The following is a 21,074-nucleotide window of genomic DNA, read 5'->3' as shown; positions in this document are numbered from 1 at the left end:
CGGTCCGGGCCGGCGTCCCCGGCGGGGACGGAGGCGGGGACGCCGGTCAGCCCGCCTCCGCCCGCATCTCCAGCATGCGGCGGATCTCCGCGCCCTGGGTCACGGAGACCTCGTTGGCGAGCTCTTCGATCTTGATGTGCGACCCGCCGCCCAGGACCTGCTCGGACATCGTGATCGCGCCGCGGTGGTGGGCGACCATCAGGTCGAGGAAGAGCCGGTCGAAGTCCGCGCCGGAGGCGGCCTTCAGCGCCTCCATCTGCTCCGGGGCGGCCATGCCCGGCATGTCACCGTGGCCGGCGTGGTGGCCGGGGACCCGCTGGCCCTGCTGCTGGAGCCAGGAGGTCATGAACTGGATCTCCGGTCCCTGGGAGTCGGCGATGCGCGAGGCCAGGCCCTTCAGCCTGGCGGAGCGGGCGCGGGAGGGGGCCAGGTGCGCCATGTCGAGGGCCTGGCGATGGTGGACGATCATGTCCTGGACGTACTTCACGTCCGCGGCGTTGGCGGTGGGCGTCGGCACGAGGGTGGCGGCCTCGGCGGGGCCGACCGTCCGGGCGGGCTCTCCGGGCCTGCCCGGCACGATGACCGGCGCGTTCGACGAGGGGGCGGCCCGCCGGGGCGGCTCGGCGCTGCAGGCGGTGAGGGAGAGGGCGGCGGCCAGGACGAGGAGGGCGGCGCGCACCCGTTCTCCTTTCGCGGAGGGACCGTGCCGGAAAACACTATTACTCCTTTATCTGCGGAGTAAAGAGGACAAGTCGGAAGTATCTACTGACACTGTGACACCTTGTCTTGCCGGTTGTTCGGGATGAACGATTCAGTCATTTATGCGCCTCTTACGTGGGCGCATGACGAGGAGGTTCGCGAGTGTTCACCCCGCAAGGAAGACGCCTCACCAGGCGCCTCCTGGTCGCCGCCGGTGTCGCGGCGCTGACGGCGCTGTCCACGGTTCCCGCCCAGGCGGCCGACATCCCGGCGCCCGGCGAGATCGTCAAGAGCGCCAACATCGAGCACGTCCGCAACGTGCCCCGGCCCGCCGAACTGACGGACATCCACACCGACATGGCCTTCCAGGGCGACTACGCCTACGTCGGCAACTACAGCGGCTTCTCCATCTACGACATCCGCAGGCCCGGCAGGACCACCCCGGTCAGCTCGCTCGTCTGCCCCGGCGGTCAGATGGACGTCTCGGTCTACGGGAACCTGCTCTTCGGCGCGGTCGACTCCTCCCGTAACAACGACTCCTGCCAGAGCACCGCGCAGCCCGCGTCGAACAAGGACTCCTGGGAGGGCGTCCGCATCTTCGACATCAGCGACAAGAAGAACCCCAAGTACATCAAGTCGGTCGAGACCAACTGCGGTTCGCACACCCTGACCCTGGTGCCGGGCAAGGGCCGCGACCGGCGGAACGTCTACCTCTACGTCTCCTCCTACAACCCGTCGGCGACCTTCCCCGACTGCCAGCCGCCGCACGACCTGATCTCGATCATCAAGGTGCCGCTGCGCAACCCCACGGAAGCGGCCGTGGTCGCCACGCCGAACCTGTTCCCCGACGGCGGCAACCCCGGTGAGCCGGACAAGCAGTACCCCGAGCGCACGTCGGCCACCAGCGGCTGCCACGACATCACGGCCTACCCGGAGAAGGACATCGCCGCCGGAGCCTGCATGGGCGAGGGCATCCTGATGGACATCTCCGACCCGGTCAGCCCCAAGGTCACCGCGACCGTCCGGGACGACGAGAACTTCGCCTTCTGGCACTCGGCGACGTTCAACAACGCGGGCACCAAGGTGGTCTTCACCGACGAGCTGGGCGGCGGCACCCAGGCCACCTGCAACGAGGCCATCGGCCCCAACCGCGGAGCCAACGCCTACTTCGACATCGTCGGCGGGCAGCTCGTCTTCAAGAGCTACTTCAAGATCGCCCGTCACCAGGCGGACACCGAGAACTGCGTCGCCCACAACGGCTCGCTGATCCCGGTCAAGGGCAAGGACATCATGGTCCAGGCCTGGTACCAGGGCGGCATCTCGGTCGTGGACTTCACCGACTCGGCCAACCCGCAGGAGATCGCCTTCTTCGAGCGCGGGCCCGACAGCACCGCTCCGGCGCTGAGCGGCGGCTTCTGGTCGGCGTACTACTACAACGGCTACATCTACGGCAGCGACTTCAACCTCGGACTCGACATCCTGAAGATCAACGACCCGCGCACCAGGTCGGCCCAGGGCGTCAGGTTCGACATCCTCAACACCCAGACCCAGGCGTCCTACCGCGCGCGGGGCCACGGCCACCACTGATCACGGGCAGCTGACCGCGGGCATCACCATGACCTGACGGACCTGACGGACCTGACGGACCCGACGACCCCGAGGGGGCGGCGCGGACTCTCCCGCCGCCCCTTCGGCGCGCTCCGGACCTCAGGAGGGAAGGGTGAAACCGCCGTCGGGGGACGCGGGCCGGCCGGCGGGCGACGGCGCAGCGGGGATGGACGGCGCGGGCGCGGAGGCGTACGCCATGACGTAGCGCGGCACCCCCTGCCCGGACGCGGCCTGCCGGGCCGCCGCCCGCCGCGTCAGCCGCTCCAGGTGGCGGCGGCGCCGTTCGGCCAGGACCGCCGAGACGTAGACGTGCGGCGGCACGCCGGGCGGCGGGGGCGGGGAGACGAAGGCCGCCGTCCGGGCCGCGATCCGCGCGCCCATCTCCTGCTGGACGGCGGGGGAGAGGCCCTCCCGGCGCGCGAGGTACTGCCGGGCGGTGTGGATCAGATCGTCCGGGAGCTGGGACAGCTCCACCGTCGCCGCCCACCCGGCCAGCTGGGGCGGCATCTGCGGAAGCGGGGCCGCGCTCCGCGGGCCGCGCTCGGAGATCACCATCGTTCCGGAGAAGATGTCGCCGAGCCGCCTCCCCCGGGGATCGAGGAGCGAGCAGATGACGGCCGCGCTGCCGGCGAGCAGGTAGAGCTCGATGAAACCGGCCAGCGCCCGGAAGAGCGCCTGGCGGAACAGCTCGGGCCCGCCGTCCTGGCTCACCACCCGCAGCCCGAGGGCGAGCTTGCCGAGGCTCCGGCCCCGGGTCAGCGTCTCCACCAGCACGGGGTAGCCCACGAACACCAGCACGATGAACAGGATGGTGAAGGCCGTGAACAGCGCCGAGTCGGTGACGTCGGCGGTGGTGGCGACGAGGAGGAGGACCGAGACCACCGTCGCGGCCTGCACGGCGAGGTCGATCAGGAAGGCGGCCGCCCGGACCGGCAGCTGCGCGATCGACACGTCGAGGACGACGGCGTCACCGGTCACCAGATCGGACATGCTCCCGACCCTACCGTCCGCCGTCCCGTGCGGCCCCGCCGCCTGCCCGCCCCGCGTTCGCCCCGTGGCGGTGGCCCGGCCGCGGCGAATAGGCTCTTTCGTCGTGGACATCGATGCCTTCGTCACCGTGCACCAGCCGACCTGGGACCGCCTGGACCAGCTGGTGCGGCGGCGCAGGTCCCTGCGCGGGGAGGAGGTCGACGAGCTGGTCGAGCTCTACGAGCGCGTCTCGACCCACCTGTCCATCGTGTGCTCGTCCTCGCGCGATCCGCTGCTGGTCGGACGGCTCTCCTCCCTGGTGGCTCGGGCGCGCTCGGCCGTCACCGGGGCGCACGCCCCTCTCTGGCGGGAGTTCGCCAGGTTCTGGACGGTCTCCTTCCCCGTCGTCGCCTACCGGGCCTGGCGCTGGTGGCTGGGGGCCGCGGTCGCCTCGACGGCGGTCGCCGTGGCCGCCGGGGCGTGGGTGGCGGGCAGCCCCGAGGTGCAGGCGGTCGTCGGCACCCCCGAGGAGATCCGGCAGCTCGTCGAGCACGACTTCGCCGACTACTACAGCGCCAACCCCGCCGGGTCCTTCGCCGCGCAGGTGTGGGTGAACAACGCCTGGGTGGCGGCGCAGTGCATCGCGTTCTCCGTCCTGCTGGGCCTGCCGGTCCTGTACGTGCTGCTGCAGAACGCGCTGAACGTCGGCGTCACGGGCGGCCTGATGGCGGCGGCGGGCAAGAGCGACGTCTTCTTCGGGCTGATCACGCCGCACGGGCTGCTGGAGCTCACCGCGGTCTTCCTGGCGGCGGGGGCGGGCCTGAAACTCGGCTGGACCGCGGTCGACCCCGGCCACCGCCCGCGCGGCCAGGCACTGGCCGAGCAGGGGCGCGCGATCGTGAGCGTCGCCCTCGGCCTGGTCGTCGTGCTGTTCCTCTCGGGCCTGATCGAGGCCCTGGTCACCCCCTCCCCGCTGCCGACCTGGGCGCGGATCGGCATCGGCGCGCTCGCCGAGGCGGCCTTCCTCGGCTACGTGGTCTATTTCGGCCGCCGGGCCGTACGGCAGGGCGAGACCGGCGACGTCGAGCGCGCCCCGGACGTCGCCCCGGCGAGCTGACATGACGGCGGTCCGGTACGGCGGCCCCCCGGAACCGCGCCGAGAAGCCGCCCGATCACCGGGAGACTGCGGCGGTACGGCTCCGCGAGCGACAATCGATCAAAAATTCGATCGCCTTACGTGATCGGCATGTCACAATGAGCGACGTGCCATCTCCCCGACATGACTCTCTGATCAACCTCTTCCGCGACCGCCCCGAGCTGGCCGTGGAGATCCTGCGCGACCTGCTGGGGCAGGACCTGCCCGCCACCCCGCTGGTCAGGTTGGAGAACACCACCTTCAACACCCGGCCCTCCGACGACATCGAGGCCGACCTGGTCGTCGTCCTGGGGCCGCCGGCCGCCCCCGCGCACGCGATCATCGTCGAGATCCAGCAGGACAAATCCAAGAATCCCCGGCAGCTCGCCCGCTACGCCGCCGCGCTCTGGCTGCTGCTGGGCTGCGATGTCACGGTCCTGGTGGTCTGCCCCGACGCCAGGACCGCCGAGTACTACGCCCGGCCGATCGACTCCGGCCTGACCGGCTACCGGCTGCAGGCCTGCGTGCTGGGACCGGACGGCATCCCCGCCATCACCGACCCGCAGCAGGCCGCGGCCCGGCCGGAGCTGGCGGCGATGGCGGTCATGGTGCACGGCCGCCAGCGCAAGGTCGTCGAGGCGTTCGCCGCGGCGCTCGCGGAACTGCCCGACGATCACGCTCCGAAGTACTATGAACACGCATACAGCATGTCCGCACCCGAAGTGCGGCGCCTTCTGGAGGAGATCATGACGTCCACCACCTGGCCGGTCTACAGCCCCTTCGCCCGTGAGCACTACGGCCGCGGCCTGGAAGAAGGCAAGGCCGAGGAGGCGGCCCGGCTGGTGCTGCTGGTGCTGGCCGCCCGCGGCCTGCAGGTGCCGGACGACGTCCGCGCCCGGATCACCGCCTGCACCGACCTCGCCCGGCTGGAGTCCTGGGCCACCCGCGCGGTGACCGTCCAGGCCGCACCGGACCTGTTCGGTGAGCTCGACGAAACGGACCGCTGACGAGAGTGGCCTCTGGCCTGGTCGAGCTGGTCCGGCAGCAGACGGAACATTTCGCCGACGTGTGGCCCAGGAACGGGCCGACCGGTTGGGAGCCGGTTGAGAGGGAGTTTCCAGGTCTGGCTGATCTGCCGGAAAACTCCCTCTCTGCGTCAGTCGGTGGTTTTCAGGTTTCCTTGCCACTTCCGTAACGTCGTCTACAGGGGTTCATCCGTTCAGGAGCGTCGGAGCTCGCCGCGCTCGATACCTCCGACGAAGGCGTCGTACTCGGCGTCGGTGAACAGGTGCGGCGGCTTCTGAATGTTCTTGGAGTCCCGTAGGGCCACGAGGCCGCCGTCCAGGAAGGCGATCTGGACACAGTTGGTGCCGCCGCTGCTGAGACTGCTGGTGTGCCAGCGTGCATCCTGGAGCTGGGTCTCGATCCAGGCGGGGTCGAGGCTGTTCTTGTTCACGAGAGGTCCTTGGCGATCGTGGCGAGAAGCGGCAGGGAGGCCTTCGGTGACAGGGCGTCGGACTTCAGCAGGTCGCTGGCGGTCCGGTAGAGCTCGACGGTCTCGGGTTCGTTCAGGTGCAGGGAGGCCCGGAGGGACTCGACGCACACGAGGTCACGGCCTGCGGGGAAGGACATGAGGATGAAGGGGCCGTCCATTCCCGCGTGCGCCCCGGCGGAGAACGGAAGGACCTGGACGGTGACGGCAGGGTTGGTGCGGGCCAGATGTATCAGATGCTCGATCTGAGCGCGCATGCAGGCCCGTCCTCCCACTTCCTGGCGCAGCAGGCCTTCGGGGAGCACCGTCCAGATCTTCAACGGGGGCTGACGCTCCGACATGGCGCGCTGGTGCTCCAGCCGTAACGCCACGAAGCGGTCGATGTCCTCGGGGGTCTTCCAGACTCTGCTGCCCTCAGTGACCGCCCGGGCGTACTCCGGAGTCTGGAGTAGGCCGTGGACGGCGAGGGGGTTGAAGACGAACAGGGCGCCGGCGTTCTCCACCTGGGAGAGGTAGTCCCCGAGTGGATCATCGACCACACCCTCATAGCGCTGCCACCAATCGACCTCGCCAGCGCGGCGCACGAGATCGCGGAGTTCCTCGCGCAGGGCGGCATCGGTGACGTCGTAGACCTCGAAGAAGTGCGGAAGCTGTTGGATCCTGAGTCCTTGCAGTCCATTTTCGATCTTGCTGATCGTTGAAAGGGACTGGTATCCGAGGCGGCTCGCCGCCTCCTCCTGGGTCCATCCCAGAGCTTCACGGATGCGTCTCAGCTCCGCGCCCAGACGTCGTCGACGCGGAGTGGGTTCGACGGGCATGACCACCTCTCTCCTCGTGGGGAGCGTACTGCTCCAGCCATCCTGGAGAAACGCTATCTCTCCCTTAGGAAAGACTTTCTTTTAGGAATGACTTGCTTGGGGGGTAGTCCCCGCTGCATCATCAACGCATCGCAGCGGACGGTATCCGGACGATCACCGTGAGATGTAGTCGCTGTGCCTGCTCGTTCACCTCTACGGAGACGTCACATGTCCGCTACGACGGCTGCTTCCACCCGCCAGTACTCCATGGTGCTTTCCGAGGTGTGCCCGGAGATGATGGGGCCCGCCCGCGAGATGGTCCGGGCTCACCTGCGGTTCTGGCGTAAGAGTGAGTTGAGTCCCGTGGCCGAGCTCGGAGTCACGGAGTTGCTGACCAACGTCCACAAACACGCCCCCGGCAGCTGCGAACTGCTGGTACGCGAGACGGCGGACGGGGTCACGGTTGAGGTCACCGACTTCGACAGCGTTCTTCCCGCGGTTAAGGAGTCGACTGAGAGCGAGGAGAACGGCCGAGGGTTGTTCCTGCTGTCCGTGCTCACCGAAGATCTGAGGATCGAGCCGCTGCTGGGCGGGAAACGCGTGTGGTTCCGCCTTCGTGGACCTTCCCCTCCCTGACCCGTCGGCTCCCCGGTTTCCCCGTACCCGGGAGCCGACGTCCCAAGGGGCCGTGTCCGAGCTTCGGCTCTTTCCCACGGGCACCGGCCCCTGCCCGGGATCGGCGGTGGAAGGCGCAACCCGCCGCCGATCCCGGGTACGTCATGCGTCGAAGCTCTCGCCGCTCCCATGGATGCAATCGAGGAGAGTGGTCGAGAGCCTGCCGCGAGTGAGCGCGACGTAGATCAGTCGATCACCGATCCGATGATGGCTCAGGCCGGATCGCAGAGCTGCGAGATCGCTTCTTTTCGGCAGGAAACCAACAGTGTCCCACTCCCGTCCCTTCGCCTGGTGGACGGTCAAGCCCGGGATGAAGCCGACCGGGTCCGAAGCGACGCGACGCCCGAGATCTTGCAGGTTCTTCCTGAAATTCTCCCCCCGAACCAGCCTCGTCCTGGTCATGCCGAGCTTTCGGACTGCACCGATCAATCGGTCACCGGCGGCGTCCGAAGCGCCCGCCCCTCCTTCGCGGAGCAGGTGTAGAACTCCGTCCAGTTCTTCCGTGAGGTCGACGTCGTGCGGAAGATCCAACTTGTGCAGCGCATCCTTCAAGAACACGGCCGAGCTACCCAGTGCAGTGGACGTGAAGCGGTTCAACAGAAGCGTGGCCAGGGCCTTCCCGCCGCTTGTGGGTTGCCCGAACGACAGAGGCAGGATCTCCGGGTCGAGGTCCCACAGCTCGGCCCACCCGGCGGCGAGCGCCACGTCAACTTTCCCGCCCGGCCCCCGTACGGGAACGACGACGGGGACCCCGAGACGTAGGCCGTCGGCGAGGCTCTGCGTCGCCGGGCTCCGGAAGCGGAACGACCGCCTCAACGGTGATTCGTGGAAGTCCTGCTCCGCCAGGAGTCTCTCGACGAGCAGCGGCCGAGCGCCGCGGAACTCGTAGAGCGCCTGCCACGGATCACCGACCAGGGTCATCGGTAGATCCTCCTCGCACAGCAGGGTGAGAATCCGCAGGTCGAGATCGTTCGCATCGAAGGCCTCATCGATGACGACCGCGCTGACGGAGCGCCGGACGAAGTCCCCGATCACGGACCTCAAGATCGGGCAACTCAGGGCGGCCCCGACCACGGCACGCACCTCAGCGTGGGTGCAGTGCCCTTCGGCCAGCGGAGCGAGGAACCGGGACGACCCCTCGCAGATGACCTCGCCCTGATCGATGCGCAGGTGAGGGGCCAGGCGAGGCGCATCCCGCCGCCAGGTGGAGACACCCCAGACCTCCCACGTGTCGCTGACGACGAGTTCCCGCCGGCCGCCCGGCCAGCTCAGCCGTCCCGTCCGAAGCAGGAACATGAGGATGTCGCGGATGAAGGCGTCAAGGGTGTCGATGCGGTTCGGCCAGGTCAGCGAAGCCCTGCCCCACCGGGACAGGACTCTCGTCCGCAGTTCCGCGGCGGCCGACCGGGTGAACGCGAGCCCGAGTACGGCGCGGCCGTCGGGCGGGAAACCGTACCGCAGGAAACCGAACCTCTCGGCGGCCACCGTCGTCTTGCCGGAGCCGGGAGCCGACTCCATGTAGACCCGCCTCTGCGGGGCCGAGGCCGCACGGCGCTGCTCCCCGGTCAGCGTGAGGTCACTCGGCATCGGCCGCCACCATCCCGTCGTCAGCGTCGTAGAGGAAGTCGAAGAGGTCCGCCATGTGCTTGGGCACCTGCACGGAGCCGGCGGCCCCTGCGTGGACGACCTCATCCAGCAGCGCCGCCATGACCAGGGCGAACTCGCCCTTGTGCTTCGCCGCAGGACCGGCGGGGTGGGGGACGTCGCGTTTGGTCGAGGCACTACGGAAGAGTCCGTGGATCGTTTCGGGAGTGATCACATCCGGGGGCTGCACCCTGAGGCTCTTCAGGGCCCTCGTGATGAGGGCCTCGTTGCCCTCGGTGATCGCAGGTTCCAGCGTCGGGTGGCTGGGGAAGTGACCCACCACCTGATCGTCATGGTCGGCGAGCCACGCCGGAGGCGTGGGAACCTGGTCGAAGGGCTGGTCGGAGTCACGCATGACGGCCAGTCGCCGGCAGATCTCGTGCCCCTTGGTGGCCAGCAGGCGCACGATCCAGGACCCCACCTTGGCGCCCATGGGGACGATGGTCAGCGCGTTGACGAATGACTGCTTCCGCCGGTCGGATCCCGCCCACACCCGGCCGAACTGACGCAGGACGATCACGTCGGTCACGCCCTCCACCACGGCGAGCCGCTCGGCGAAGAGAGCCGAGGAGCGCATGCCGTCCATGTGCAGGCGGGCCATGGTGAGGACTCCGTCGCGATTCACGATCGGCATTCTGGTGACGGTTCGCGCGACCCTCGTCCCGTCGGCGAGCTTGCGGAGAACCACCAGTTCGGCCGGGTCGCAGGCGGAGATGACGTCCGTGGCGTTGGTGCTCAGGATCACCTGGAGTTCGGGCCGCTTCTGGACCATCGTCCGGAGGTAGCGGACCAGCCCGTGCTGCAACTGCGGGTGCAGGTGTGCCTCCGGTTCCTCGATCACTACCGTCGCGTGGAAGGAGTCACGGGGGAAGAAGGACTCCTCCTCCAGCGCGGCCTCTTCCTCGGCGATGCGCGCCCGGTCGTCGGGCTCGAGTCCTTCCCACGCGGAACCCGTACGCGCCTGCCGGTTGGCGGTGAGATCCGGGATCGCGGCCAGGGTCACGGCGATGTGCAGCAGGTTGACGTACCCGAGGCTGCTGATCTCCAGGCGGTGCGCCATGGCCCGGTCGTCCGTCATGGACAGGAGCAGTTCCAGCACGCGTGCCAGGTAGGCGTCATCGACCTGCTGTCCCCGCACGTAGGGGAACTGCTGGTCGACCCCGTCCGACAGGTCGGAGAAATAGCCCGAGATACGGCTCTCCACTTCCTGGATCAGGTCGTGCCGTGCCAGGTGTTCCAGCAGCTGCTCGGCGTGGTCCCGGAGGTCGTACAGGCTCCGGCGGCCGGTGAGCCGCTGCTGCTGCGCGCGGAGCAGGTCGATGAGTGAGCGGGCCTCGCGGCGGCCGAGCTCGTCGACGGGGTTCCGGTTGGCGGGGAGGTAGATGAGCCGGATGCGGTCGGCGGCCGGAACCGTGCCGAACAGAGACCTGGTCCGGACTCGCCCGACCCGGGGGTAGAGCTCGCGCTTCCACGAGATGTCGTGGAAGACGCCCTGGCCGTAGAGCATGTGGTCGAGGGTGCCGGGCACGCCGGGGCCGTTCTTCGAGTGCCTGTACGTCACCTCGACCGAGCGCCGAGCCGGTCCCAGCGTGGAGGCCGGGAACCAGGACAGCGAAGGGAAGACCTCAGGGTGCGCCAGATAGATCGCGTCACTGACCGTGGTCTTCCCGCCCCCGTTGGGGCCGAGGAGCGCGGCGAACCGCCCCGGAATCTCACATTCGATCGAACTCCCCGCGGCGGCTCTGAAGCCGTCGACGGTGATCTTTCCAAGATACATCCGTGTCTCCTGGTCAAACCTTTGGTCTCATATCGAGTCCGGCGACTCACGTCGCCGCCGGGCGGTGAACGGCCTCCGCGTTCCGCCCGGATCATCGTCGGGGGAGGATCACCCGACGAGCTTCCACTCCTGGCAGCGGTTGGTCTCGAAGTACTCGCCCTTCTTGAGGGTCACGCGGGCCGGACCGGTGATGTTGTCGTTGGCGATGATCCCGCTGAGCTCACCCGACGCGTTCTTGAGCCGGGCCCAGTAGCAGCCGGAATCCTCGGCCGCGCCCGCCGTCTTGTAGGTGCCGGGCTTGATGTCCTCGCCGACGAGGTACTGACCGTCTCCCCCCATGCCGGTCGCGGGGCCGGTCTCCTCCGGCTCCGGAGACGGCTCGGGCTCGGCGGTGACCGTCTCCGTGACCGTGGGTGCGGGCTCCGCCGCCTCGGTCACCGTGACGGTGGGCTGCGGTGCGGCGGCGACGCTCCCCGCCTCGCCGCCGGAACCGATGCCGACCCCGATGAACAGTGAGAGGAGCGCCGTCGCGCTGTACGCCAGCCAGTGCTTTCCACGGCGCTGGGGCTGAGGGACGTTCGTCGGCGGGAGAGGCCATCCGCCTGGGACCTGGGCGCCCGGGTGCATGCCGGGGTGCGGCTGGTACGGCGGGGCGGGCTGCGGGCCGAACGGGGCATTCGGGTCGGGGTGGGACATGGCCGTGGTCCTCTCGCAGTGGGGATGCCAGCGGATGCCGACTTCTCGGGACTGGACGAGCTCGGAAGCTCATGGAGGACTGTGCCAGAACCAGAAGTGATGGCGATCTGAATTCTCTGGTAACCCCCGTTATCACCGCTTTCTGAAAATAACGACTCCGTCGGCGGTAAGGTGCTGATCGCGTCGGTGGAGCGCCGGATCGGTTCATGTCGAGGCGCGGACGGCCGATGGAGCGGAAGGAGGTGCGGACGGTGTACGAGGGTTTCCCCTGGCGGGTCTCCTTGGCCGAGATCGCGGCGTTGGCCGGGGTCCGCAGGCCCGTGCCCACCAACTGGGCCCGCCGGCACGGCGACTTCCCCGAGCCGGTGGCGCACGAGGGCGGCCGTCCCTTCTTCGACGGGCGGAAGGTGGTCGCCTGGCTGCTGGACACCGGGCGCGGCAACGCGGAGCCCCGGACGCTCCGCGCGGAGCTGGCGCTGCACACCCTGACGGGCTGGCGGGACCGGCTGCCCGCCCATGTCCTGGTCGGCGCGCTCACCGCGCTCATCTGCCTGCGGCGGCAGCAGGACGCCCCGCTCTCCGGCTCCGGCTGGGACGCCGTCCTGAAGCAGGCCGCCCGCCTCGACTCCGAGGACCTGTTCCTCCTCGCCGAACTGCACGCGGTTCCGATGACGGAAGGCGTCGGAACGGCTCTCGCGGAGCTCGCCGACGAGCTGGTCGAGGCCGCCTACACGCCCGCCGAAGCCTTCGACTGGGTGCTGGACGCCCGCCGCCGCCTCGGTTCGCACGAGCTGGTCGCCGACGAACCCGCGCCCGTGCTCGCCGGTGCGCTCGCCCGGCTCTGCGGGATCGGCGAGCTGGAGGACGGGGGGACCGTCGCCACGCCGTACGCCCGCAGCGGCGATCTGCCGGCCGCGCTGCACGCGCAGGCCGCTTCGGACGCCGGCCACACCTACCTCGCCGCCGACCCCGACCCGGCCTTCGCCCGCCTGGTGCGCCGCCGGATGCTCGTGCGCGGGGTGTACGAGTTCCAGCTCGACGTGGCCGAGGGCACGGAGCTCCCGCTCGACGACTGGGGCGACCCCGACATCGTGCTCTGCGCACTGCCGTACGAGCCCGCCGAGCAGCGCGAGGCGTCGGCCGCGCTGGAGCGGGTCCAGGCGCTCACCGACCTGCTCGGCGCGGGGCGCACCGCGGTCGTCCTCGGCCCGGCCGACGCGTTGGTCCACCCCCTCCCCGCGCAGGGCGACGCCGACCGCCTGCGCCGGTCGTTCCTCACCGGCGGCCTGCTCAAGGCCGCGATCGGCCTCCCCGACGGGGCGTTCCCCTACCGGCCCGGCCACCGCACCGCCGTGTGGGTCCTCTCCCGCACTCCGGAGGCGGAGCAGCGCGGACTGGTCCTGCTCACGGACCTGTCCGCCCGGCCGCTCGACGGGCGGACCCTCGACGCGCTCGTGGAGGACGTGCAGATCTTCCGCGCGGCGGGCTGGCGGGCGGATGTACGGCACGCGCCCCGGCACGGGGTGGTCCTGCCGGCCAAGGTCCTCGACGACCGGCCCGGCGCCGCCTTCACCCCGCAGCACCGGCCGCACGAGAGCCGCTACACCCGCGCGGTCGTGGAACGCCCCGTGCGTATCTCCCAGCTGGAGATCCACCTGGGAGAGCTGGTGGAGCGGGCCCGCGTGGCCCTCGACGGGCGCGCCGAGCTGCGCACGCACGCCGCCCTGCGGCCCGAGGACCGGTCCGTACGGCGCACGACGGTCGGGCGGATGCTGCAGGAACGCCGCCTTCGGCGGCTGCCCGGTCACCGGATCGCACCCGAGCACCTCGGCTCCGACGGCGACTACACGGTTCTCACCACCGCCGAGGTCGTGGGCGCCGAGCCCGCCGGGAGGCACCGGATCGACCGCCTGGTGTTCATCGCCGAGTACGAGCACGCGGGCTTCACCCGGCCCGGTGATGTCGTCGTCACCACCAGCCCCGAGTTCGGCGCGTACGTGGACGAGGAGGGGCTCCGCGTGGTCGCCTACCCGGCTCGCGTCCTGCGGGTCCGGCCCGACGCCGAACGTCCGGTGCGCCCCCGGGTGTTGGCCGCGCTGCTGCGGGCCGCCGCCGCCGAGCACCGGCGCGTCAGCGGGGCCGTGCGCGCCTCCCGGCGCCTCGAAGACCTGAGCATTCCCGATCTCGCCCCCGAGGAGGCGGAGAGGTACGACACTCTTCTCGCGGAGATCGACCGGCGGAGCGCGCTCCTGCGGGCGCAGACCGCCGCGCTGGACGATCTGGCCCGTCTCACCGCCGCCGGTCTCACCGACGGCACGCTCACCTTGCTGCCCGCGCCCACCGCCACCTGACCCGCGACCCGAACCGCCGCCCGAACCGCGACCCGAAGGAGAACGTCCCCCGATGCCCCCTGCGAAGAGAGCCGCCGACGCACAGGCGGAGTTGTTCAGCGCCTCCACCCCCAAGGAGATCCGCGACCTCCTCTGGAAGACGGCCGACAAGCTCCGCGGTTCCCTGGACGCCGCGCAGTACAAGGAGTTCGTCCTCGGCCTGATCTTCCTCAAGTACGTCTCCGACGCCTTCGAGGAGCGCCGCACCGACCTGGCCAAGGAGCTGGCCGAGGACGGCATCGCTGAGGAGCGGCTGGAGGAGTTCCTGGAGGACAAGGACGAGTACACCGGCCACAACGTCTTCTGGGTCCCCGAGGAGGCGCGCTGGTCGTGGATCGCGGCGCACGCCAAGAGCCAGAAGCCGGGCGAGCTGCTGAACGACGCGATGGACAAGATCATGAAGGAGAACGCCGCGCTGACCGGCGTCCTGCCGAAGATCTACAACAGCTCCAGCGTCGACGAGAAGATCCTCACCGGGCTGATCGACCTCATCAGCGACGCCCGCTTCTCCGGGCGCGGCGACCGGCCCGCGCAGGACGTGCTGGGGGAGACCTACGAGTACTTCCTCGGCAACTTCGCCCGCGCCGAGGGCAAGAAGGGCGGCGAGTTCTACACCCCGGGCAGCGTCGTCCGGCTGCTGGTCGAGATCCTGGAACCGTACGAGGGGCGGGTGTACGACCCGGCCTGCGGCTCGGGCGGCATGTTCGTCCAGGCCGGCAAGTTCGTCGAGGCCCACGCCGGCAACAAGGCCGACATCTCGGTCTTCGGCCAGGAGCTCAACGAGCGGACCTGGCGGCTGGCCAAGATGAACCTCGCCATCCACGGCATCGACGGCAACCTCGCCGCCCGCTGGGGCGACACCTTCGCCGACGACAAGCACCCCGACCTCAAGGCCGACTTCGTCCTCGCCAACCCGCCGTTCAACATCAAGGACTGGGCGCGCAACGAGTACGACCCCCGCTGGAAGTACGGCGTGCCGCCGCGGAACAACGCCAACTACGCCTGGCTCCAGCACATCATCGGCAAGCTGGGCGAGCGCGGCACGGCGGGCGTGGTCCTGGCCAACGGCTCCACCAGCGACCAGCAGAGTGGTCAAGGGGGGATCCGTAAGGCCCTGGTCGATGGGGATCTGGTGGCGTGCATGGTCGCACTGCCGTCCCAGCTCTTCCGGACCACGCAGATCCCGGCGTGCCTGTGGTTCCTGGCGAAGGACAAGACGCCGCAGGGCGGCCGGCGGCTGGCCGACCGGCGCGGCGAGATCCTCTTCATCGACGCGCGCGGCATGGGCGAGATGGCCGACCGGACCGAGCGCGTCCTGACGGAAGCCGACATCGCGAAGATCGCGGGTGCGTATCACGCCTGGCGGGGCACGGTCTCGGCCCGCGAGGCCGGGCTGGTCTATGCCGATGAGCCGGGGTTCTGCTTCTCGGCTGAACTGGAGACGGTCCGCTCGCACGGATACGTGCTCACGCCGGGACGGTACGTCGGGGCCGTGGAGACCGAGGAAGAGGCCCCGGAGGCGATCGCAGAGAAGATCGAGACGCTGACGGAGGATCTGTACGGACTCTTCGACAGGTCGGACGAGCTGGCCAAGGCAGTCCGTGAGCAGCTGGGGAGAATCCATGGCTGAGTGGGATTTCGTCACCTATGGATCGCTGGCCTCATCCGATCGCGCAGCCTTCGCAATGGGGCCATTCGGATCGAAGATCACCAAAGAAAATTACGTCAACTCCGGCGTTCCTGTAATTCGTGGAGTCAATCTGGCGAACGGGATCTTCTTGGACGATGAATTCGTCTATATTACCGATGAAAAGGCGGATGAGATTTTCTCTGCCAACATCGAGCCGGGTGACTTGATATTTACTCACCGGGGAACGATCGGCCAGGTCTCCATGCTTCCTCGTGAGCCTCGGTTTGAACGGTATGTTATCGGGTCAAGTCAGGTGAAGACTCGGCTTGACGAAAGCAAGGCGCTCCCCGAATTCTACTACTACTGGTTTCAGTCCCCCGCTGGGCAGCACTCGATCCTGGTCCACTCTTCTACGGTCGGAGTTCCGGGAATCGCTACTCCGCTTACCTCAATTCGCAATCTTAAAGTGCCGAACCCCGATCTCGCAGAGCAGAAGGCGATCAGTGCTGTATTAGGGGCACTGGACGACAAGATCGCCGTCAACGAGCGCATCGCGACCACGGCCGAAGATCTGGTATTGGTCACGGCATCTGGAAAGCGCTGGTCCTCTCGCGTTCGCCTCGACGAAATCTGTACTCTCCGAAAGGAGCAGGTTTCTCCGGTAGAAATGGTGGATGCGCAGGTCGACCATTACAGCCTGCCTGCGTTCGATGCGGGGAAGTGTCCGGAGCGCGTGCCACCGGAATCCATCAAGAGCAACAAGTTCCTGATCGACTCCCCCTCTGTGCTGCTCTCAAAGCTGAATCCGGACATCCCACGTGTCTGGAATGTGGAGCCGTACTCGGGGGTCCCGGCGCTGGCTTCAACGGAATTCCTGGTCTTGGCGCCGAGTGAAGACCTCACCCCCCACGAGCTGTGGGCGGTCACTGCGCAGCAAGACTTCCTCGACACTCTCACATCGAAGGTGACGGGAACCTCGAAGAGTCACCAGCGAGTCCGTCCTGCTGAGGTGCTTGCCTCTGAGGTCGTGGACCCGCGCAAGTTCGGCGACGTGAGGTTGCGGATTCAGAATCTGGCCCGTACTGCGGCCATGGCTCGTGCGGAATCCCAAACTCTCGCCACTCTCCGGGACACTCTCCTCCCCCAGCTCATGTCCGGCCGGCTCCGCGTCAGGGATGCCGAGAAGATCGTCGAGGATGCGACATGACCCCTCCCCCCGAAGACGCCGACCTCCGCTTCCGCCCCCTGGAGATCGACTGGGAGCACCTCGCCCTTGACGAGCTCGCCGAGCTGGACTGGCTCCCCGCCCACGGCAATGAGTTCGCGCCCGGTTCCGGGCACCGGGCCGCCTGGAACGACCTCATCCTCTACTCCGACCTGCGCGAGGCGGTTGAGCGGCTCAACCCCGGCCTGCCGCCGGACGCCGTGCGCAGGGCGGTGGAGGAGGCGACCCGGACCGGGTCGGCCGACGCCTACGAGGAGAACCGGGCCGCGCACGGCCACCTGACCGGCGGCATCCGCTCGGTGACCTACACCGACGAGTTCGGCGCCGAGCACAACCCGACCGTCCGGCTGGTCGATCTGGCCGACCCGGCCGCGAACACCTACCGGGCGCTCCGGCAGGTCACCGTCATCCAGGGGGAGCGGAACCGCCGCTTCGACCTCGTCCTCTACGTCAACGGCCTGCCGCTGGCCGTACTGGAGATCAAGCGGGCCGGGGACGAGCACGCGACGCTGGAGGACGCGCACGCGCAGATCGGATGGTACGTCCAGGAGTTCCCGACGGCCTTCCGCTACAACGCGGTCGTGCTGCTCTCCGACGGCGTCACCGCGAAGTACGGCACGCCGTTCACCCCGTTCGAGCACTTCGCGCCGTGGAACGTGGACGAGGACGGCGGCCAGGTCGAGTCGCTGGACGGCGCGGGCCTGTCGGAGTCGGCGCAGAACCTCGCCCTGCACGGGCTGTTCACTCACGAGCGGTTCCTGTCGCTGGTCGCCTCCTTCATCAACTTCGTGCCGTCGAAGAGGATGAAGCGGATCGCCAAGCCGCACCAGTACTTCGCCGTCAACCGGGCCGCGCAGGCCGTACGGGAGGCCGCCGCGACCGACGGCAGGGCCGGCGTGGTCTGGCACACGCAGGGCTCGGGCAAGTCCGAGGAGATGGTGCTGACCGGCAACCTGGTCATGCGCGACCCTGCACTGCTCAACCCGACGATCCTCGTCATCACCGACCGCAACGACCTCGACGACCAGCTCTACTCCACCTTCTGCGAGAGCGAGATCCTGCCCGAGCGGCCCCGGCAGATCCTCACCCGCGCCGAGCTGCGCGCGGAGCTGACCGACAAGCGGACCGGCGGCATCCTCTTCACCACCCTGCAGAAGTTCAGCCGGACCAGGGAGGAGAAGGAGTCGGGGATCGACCACCCGCTCCTGTCCGACCGGCGCAACATCGTCGTGGTGGTCGACGAGGCGCACCGCAGCCACTACGACACCCTCGACGGCTACGCCCGCCACCTGCGCGACGCCCTGCCGCACGCCACCCTGCTCGCCTTCACCGGCACCCCGATCTCCGAAGCGGACCGCAACACCCGGGACGTCTTCGGCGACCGGGGCGCCTACGCGGGCTACATCGACGTCTACGACCTCAAGCGGGCCGCCGACGACGGCGCGACGGTGAAGGTCTACCACGAGAGCCGCGTCATCGAGCTCGTCTTCGACTCCGGCGTCGACACTGCGGAGATCGATGAGCGGGCGGACCGGATCACCGACGGGCTGGACGAGACCGAGCGCCGCCGGGTCGAGCAGGCCGTCGCCACCATGAACGCGATGTACGGCGCGCCCGCCCGTATCCGCGACCTGACCGCCGACCTGGTCGCCCACTGGGAGTCCCGGCGCGAGCGGATGAAGCCGTTCGTCGGCGTCTCGGAGACCGGCGGCGCGACCGGTAAGGCGATGGTCGTCTGCGCGACCCGCGACATCTGCGTCAGCGTCTACGACGCGCTGCGCGAGCTGCGCCCGGAGTGGCACAGCGACGACCCCGCCAAGGGCGCGATGAAGATCGTGTTCTCGTCGGACTCCCGGAAGGACCCGGAGCGCCTGCGGGCCCACGCGCTGCGCGACTCCCAGCGCAAGGCCGCCATCAACCGGGCCAAGGACCCCGACGACGAGCTGGAGCTGCTCATCGTCAACAACATGCTGCTGACCGGCTTCGACGCGCCGCCGATCCACACGATGTACCTCGACCGGCCGCTCCGGGGCGCCAACCTCATGCAGGCGCTGGCCCGCGTCAACCGCCGCTTCCGCGGCAAGGAGGACGGGCTGCTGGTCGGCTACGCCCCGCTCACCGAGAAGCTCCAGGAAGCCATCAGGGAGTACTCCGCGGCCGACCGGCAGGACCGGACGCTGGGCCAGGACATCGACCGGGCGCTGGACGAGCTGCGCAACGAGTACGACATCATCGACGGCATCCTGCGGGGCGTCGACTGGCGGGGCCTGCTGGCCACGCCGGGCCGTACCTCCTTCATCGACGCGGCGCTGCGCACCGCGAACCACCTGCGGGACGTCAAGACCCCCGGCAACAACCCCGACAAGCTCGACGACCCCCGGCAGACCCTCGGCCGCCGCTTCCGGGACCACGCGCACCGGCTGGAGCGCTTCTACGCGCTCACCGCGTCCTCCGCCGACCTCGGGACGCGCTTCCCCGACCACGAGGGGACGTGGCGGCGCGACATCCAGTTCTTCGTCGAGGTCCGCGCCTACATGGCGAAGCTGGACGCCATGGACCGCGAGGCGAGGGGCCTGCCCGTCGCCCGCGACGTCGAGCTCTACCTCGCGCAGCTGACCTCCACGGTCGTGGAGACGGACGGGGTCACCGACCTGTTCGCCGAGGCCGGCTTGGAGACCGCCGACCTGACGCACCTCAACGAGGCCCTCGTCGCCAGGCTGGCGAACAGCGAGACGCCGCACCTGGCCGCCGAGGCGCTGCGGCGGCTCATCGAGCGGAGGATGCGCGAGGTCACCCGGCACAACATCGTGCGGCGGACGACGTTCTCCGAGCGCCTCCAGGACCTCATGATCAGGTACATGCGCGAGCAGCTCACCAGCGCGGAGATCATCGCCAAGCTGGTCGAGCTGGCCAAGGAGATCGCGGACGACCACCGGCGCGGCGAGGAGTTCACCCCGCCCCTGGACTGGCGGGAGCTCGCGTTCTACGACGCGGTCGCCGACCACGGCACCGCGCGCGAGATGATGGGGGACGAGGTCCTCGCGGGCATCGCCCGCGAGCTGATCGTCCAGGTGCAGAAGAACCTCAAGAAGGACTGGATCTCCCGCGAACCGGTCCGCGCCCGCCTCCGCGCCACGATCAAACGCCTCCTGGCCCGCCACAACTACCCGCCGGACTACGAGGTCAAGGCCATCGAGCTGGTCCTGCAGCAGATGGAGCACTTCGCCGACGTGTGGTCCAGGGACGGCACGGCCGGTTGAGGGAAAAGGACGCAGGTGTGAGCTGCGCATGCGGAGGGCGCACCGTACCCTGAAAGGACAGCAGGCCAGTGACGAGGAGACCACCATGAGCGAAGGTCGGCCTGATCGCCCGATCCATCATCTGCCGGCCCGCCGGAAGACTTCGCTGGAGGAACTGGTCAGAGACAAGCGCGCCCACCCGATCGAGTCGATGGACGAATTCACAGCCGACACCTTCGAAAGCGACGAGGAGCTGGACGAGTTCATCGCCTTCACCCACGCTGAACGTCAGCGCGAGCTAGCGTAAGGGCTCATGCCCGCTCGTTTGGTCATCTGGGATACCGATGTCGCATCTCTGACGCATAAGCGTCGTGTTCCAGCGACCTTGGAAGCCAAGCTGATCGGCACTTACCCATTGATCACCTTCGTCACTCTAGGGGAACTCACCAAGTGGACCGAAGTACGCAGATGGGGCGCCCGCAGCCGTAGCGAGTTCGCCCGCTGACTGTCCGCTCTCCCCGTCCTGCTGGGGGACGAAGATGTCGCGACCGCCTGGGGAGAATTGGCCGCCGCTGCGATGCTACGAGGTCGGCCCCGGCCGATGAATGACATGTGGATCGCCGCCTGCTGCTTGATCCATGACGTCCCACTCGCCACGTTGAACGTCAAGGACTTCGAGGATTTCGCGACGTACCACGGCCTCGCTCTGATCACTCCATGAACCATTCCCAGTGGAAGACCCGGCGGACCAGGAGGCTTCTGGGGGAGGAGGCCGAGGAATCCCCCGCCTACGTGGAGGCCGGACACGCTCTGGCGCTCGGGCAGGCCGTCCACGACCGCCGGACCGCTCTCGGTCTCTCCCAGACCGAGCCGGCTCGCCGCGCGGACATGACCCGACCGCAGATCTCCACCATCGAAGGCGGCGACGCCGTACCCACCCTGACCCTGCTGACCCGCCTGGCCGGCGCGCTGGACGCCTCCCTGACCATCCGGCTGGACGACGACGGCTCGACCTTCGTCTTCACCCCGCATCACCGTCCGCATCCGGACGAGGCATCCGGCGACGGGCACTCTTCAGCGGCCTGAACCGGGCATCCG

17 protein-coding genes are annotated in these 21,074 nt (G+C 68.9%); 10 read left to right on the top strand and 7 right to left on the bottom strand.

Features of this window, described 5'->3' with window-relative positions:
* Nucleotides 1-46: 46 nt before the first annotated feature.
* Nucleotides 47-679: a DUF305 domain-containing protein gene (locus tag HS045_RS03725; protein WP_196449759.1), complete on the bottom strand. Its 633-nt coding sequence runs from the start codon at nucleotides 677-679 to the stop codon at nucleotides 47-49.
* Nucleotides 680-861: 182 nt separating this feature from the next.
* On the opposite strand from HS045_RS03725, the gene HS045_RS03720 reads away from it, so the two are divergent.
* Complete coding sequence (locus tag HS045_RS03720; protein ID WP_196449758.1) at nucleotides 862-2,286, top strand: LVIVD repeat-containing protein; 1,425 nt, start codon at nucleotides 862-864, stop codon at nucleotides 2,284-2,286.
* Nucleotides 2,287-2,406: 120 nt separating this feature from the next.
* On the opposite strand, the gene HS045_RS03715 is transcribed toward HS045_RS03720, so the two are convergent.
* Nucleotides 2,407-3,297 (bottom strand): RDD family protein, encoded by an 891-nt coding sequence (locus HS045_RS03715; protein WP_196449757.1) that lies wholly within the window; start codon nucleotides 3,295-3,297, stop codon nucleotides 2,407-2,409.
* Between the two features lie 103 nt (nucleotides 3,298-3,400).
* Between HS045_RS03715 and HS045_RS03710 the strand changes: the two genes are divergently transcribed.
* Both HS045_RS03710 and HS045_RS03705 read left to right on the top strand, forming a co-directional pair.
* Nucleotides 3,401-4,393: a stage II sporulation protein M gene (locus tag HS045_RS03710; protein WP_196449756.1), complete on the top strand. Its 993-nt coding sequence runs from the start codon at nucleotides 3,401-3,403 to the stop codon at nucleotides 4,391-4,393.
* A 146-nt stretch (nucleotides 4,394-4,539) separates the two neighbouring features.
* On the top strand, nucleotides 4,540-5,418 hold the full coding sequence (locus tag HS045_RS03705) for a hypothetical protein (RefSeq protein ID WP_307827370.1): 879 nt from the start codon (nucleotides 4,540-4,542) through the stop codon (nucleotides 5,416-5,418).
* A 212-nt stretch (nucleotides 5,419-5,630) separates the two neighbouring features.
* Here HS045_RS03705 and HS045_RS34140 read toward each other — a convergent pair whose 3' ends face one another.
* Both HS045_RS34140 and HS045_RS03695 read right to left on the bottom strand, forming a co-directional pair.
* The gene (locus HS045_RS34140) at nucleotides 5,631-5,867 is read right to left on the bottom strand and encodes a DUF397 domain-containing protein (protein WP_196449755.1); all 237 of its coding nucleotides are present in this window, start codon (nucleotides 5,865-5,867) and stop codon (nucleotides 5,631-5,633) included.
* Complete coding sequence (locus HS045_RS03695; RefSeq protein WP_196449754.1) at nucleotides 5,864-6,721, bottom strand: helix-turn-helix transcriptional regulator; 858 nt, start codon at nucleotides 6,719-6,721, stop codon at nucleotides 5,864-5,866. The genes HS045_RS34140 and HS045_RS03695 overlap by 4 nt, the downstream gene beginning before the upstream one ends.
* 207 nt (nucleotides 6,722-6,928) lie before the next feature.
* On the opposite strand from HS045_RS03695, the gene HS045_RS03690 reads away from it, so the two are divergent.
* Nucleotides 6,929-7,336, top strand: a complete 408-nt coding sequence (locus HS045_RS03690) for an ATP-binding protein (protein ID WP_196449753.1) — start codon at nucleotides 6,929-6,931, stop codon at nucleotides 7,334-7,336.
* A 141-nt stretch (nucleotides 7,337-7,477) separates the two neighbouring features.
* Here the strand turns inward: HS045_RS03690 and HS045_RS03685 are convergent, their stop codons facing one another.
* From HS045_RS03685 to HS045_RS03675, 3 genes are all read right to left on the bottom strand, one after another.
* Nucleotides 7,478-8,962: a UvrD-helicase domain-containing protein gene (locus tag HS045_RS03685; RefSeq protein ID WP_196449752.1), complete on the bottom strand. Its 1,485-nt coding sequence runs from the start codon at nucleotides 8,960-8,962 to the stop codon at nucleotides 7,478-7,480.
* On the bottom strand, nucleotides 8,952-10,796 hold the full coding sequence (locus HS045_RS03680) for an ATP-dependent endonuclease (protein ID WP_196449751.1): 1,845 nt from the start codon (nucleotides 10,794-10,796) through the stop codon (nucleotides 8,952-8,954). Before HS045_RS03680 ends, HS045_RS03685 begins: the two co-directional genes overlap by 11 nt.
* A gap of 108 nt (nucleotides 10,797-10,904) precedes the next feature.
* Nucleotides 10,905-11,492 (bottom strand): hypothetical protein, encoded by a 588-nt coding sequence (locus tag HS045_RS03675; protein ID WP_196449750.1) that lies wholly within the window; start codon nucleotides 11,490-11,492, stop codon nucleotides 10,905-10,907.
* Nucleotides 11,493-11,743: 251 nt separating this feature from the next.
* On the opposite strand from HS045_RS03675, the gene HS045_RS03670 reads away from it, so the two are divergent.
* The 6 genes from HS045_RS03670 to HS045_RS03645 all read left to right on the top strand — a co-directional run bounded on the left by HS045_RS03670 (nucleotide 11,744) and on the right by HS045_RS03645 (nucleotide 21,062).
* Complete coding sequence (locus HS045_RS03670; RefSeq protein ID WP_307827369.1) at nucleotides 11,744-13,843, top strand: hypothetical protein; 2,100 nt, start codon at nucleotides 11,744-11,746, stop codon at nucleotides 13,841-13,843.
* 52 nt (nucleotides 13,844-13,895) lie between these two features.
* Nucleotides 13,896-15,512 carry a class I SAM-dependent DNA methyltransferase gene (locus tag HS045_RS03665; protein ID WP_196449749.1) on the top strand — a complete coding sequence of 539 codons (1,617 nt, stop codon included), beginning with the start codon at nucleotides 13,896-13,898 and terminating at the stop codon, nucleotides 15,510-15,512.
* Nucleotides 15,505-16,719 carry a restriction endonuclease subunit S gene (locus HS045_RS03660; RefSeq protein ID WP_196449748.1) on the top strand — a complete coding sequence of 405 codons (1,215 nt, stop codon included), beginning with the start codon at nucleotides 15,505-15,507 and terminating at the stop codon, nucleotides 16,717-16,719. Before HS045_RS03665 ends, HS045_RS03660 begins: the two co-directional genes overlap by 8 nt.
* Nucleotides 16,716-19,997, top strand: coding sequence for a type I restriction endonuclease subunit R (locus tag HS045_RS03655; protein ID WP_196449747.1), 3,282 nt, complete (start codon nucleotides 16,716-16,718; stop codon nucleotides 19,995-19,997). Before HS045_RS03660 ends, HS045_RS03655 begins: the two co-directional genes overlap by 4 nt.
* An 85-nt stretch (nucleotides 19,998-20,082) precedes the next feature.
* On the top strand, nucleotides 20,083-20,283 hold the full coding sequence (locus HS045_RS03650; protein ID WP_196449746.1) for a hypothetical protein: 201 nt from the start codon (nucleotides 20,083-20,085) through the stop codon (nucleotides 20,281-20,283).
* Nucleotides 20,284-20,693: 410 nt separating this feature from the next.
* Nucleotides 20,694-21,062 (top strand): helix-turn-helix domain-containing protein, encoded by a 369-nt coding sequence (locus HS045_RS03645; RefSeq protein WP_196449745.1) that lies wholly within the window; start codon nucleotides 20,694-20,696, stop codon nucleotides 21,060-21,062.
* Nucleotides 21,063-21,074 lie beyond the last annotated feature (12 nt).

Origin of the sequence: Planomonospora sp. ID82291 (assembly GCF_015711645.1) — a bacterium.
Lineage (GTDB): Bacteria > Actinomycetota > Actinomycetes > Streptosporangiales > Streptosporangiaceae > Planomonospora.
Note: the sequence above shows the minus strand (reverse complement) of the source record. Positions and strands in the feature narration are given on the sequence as shown.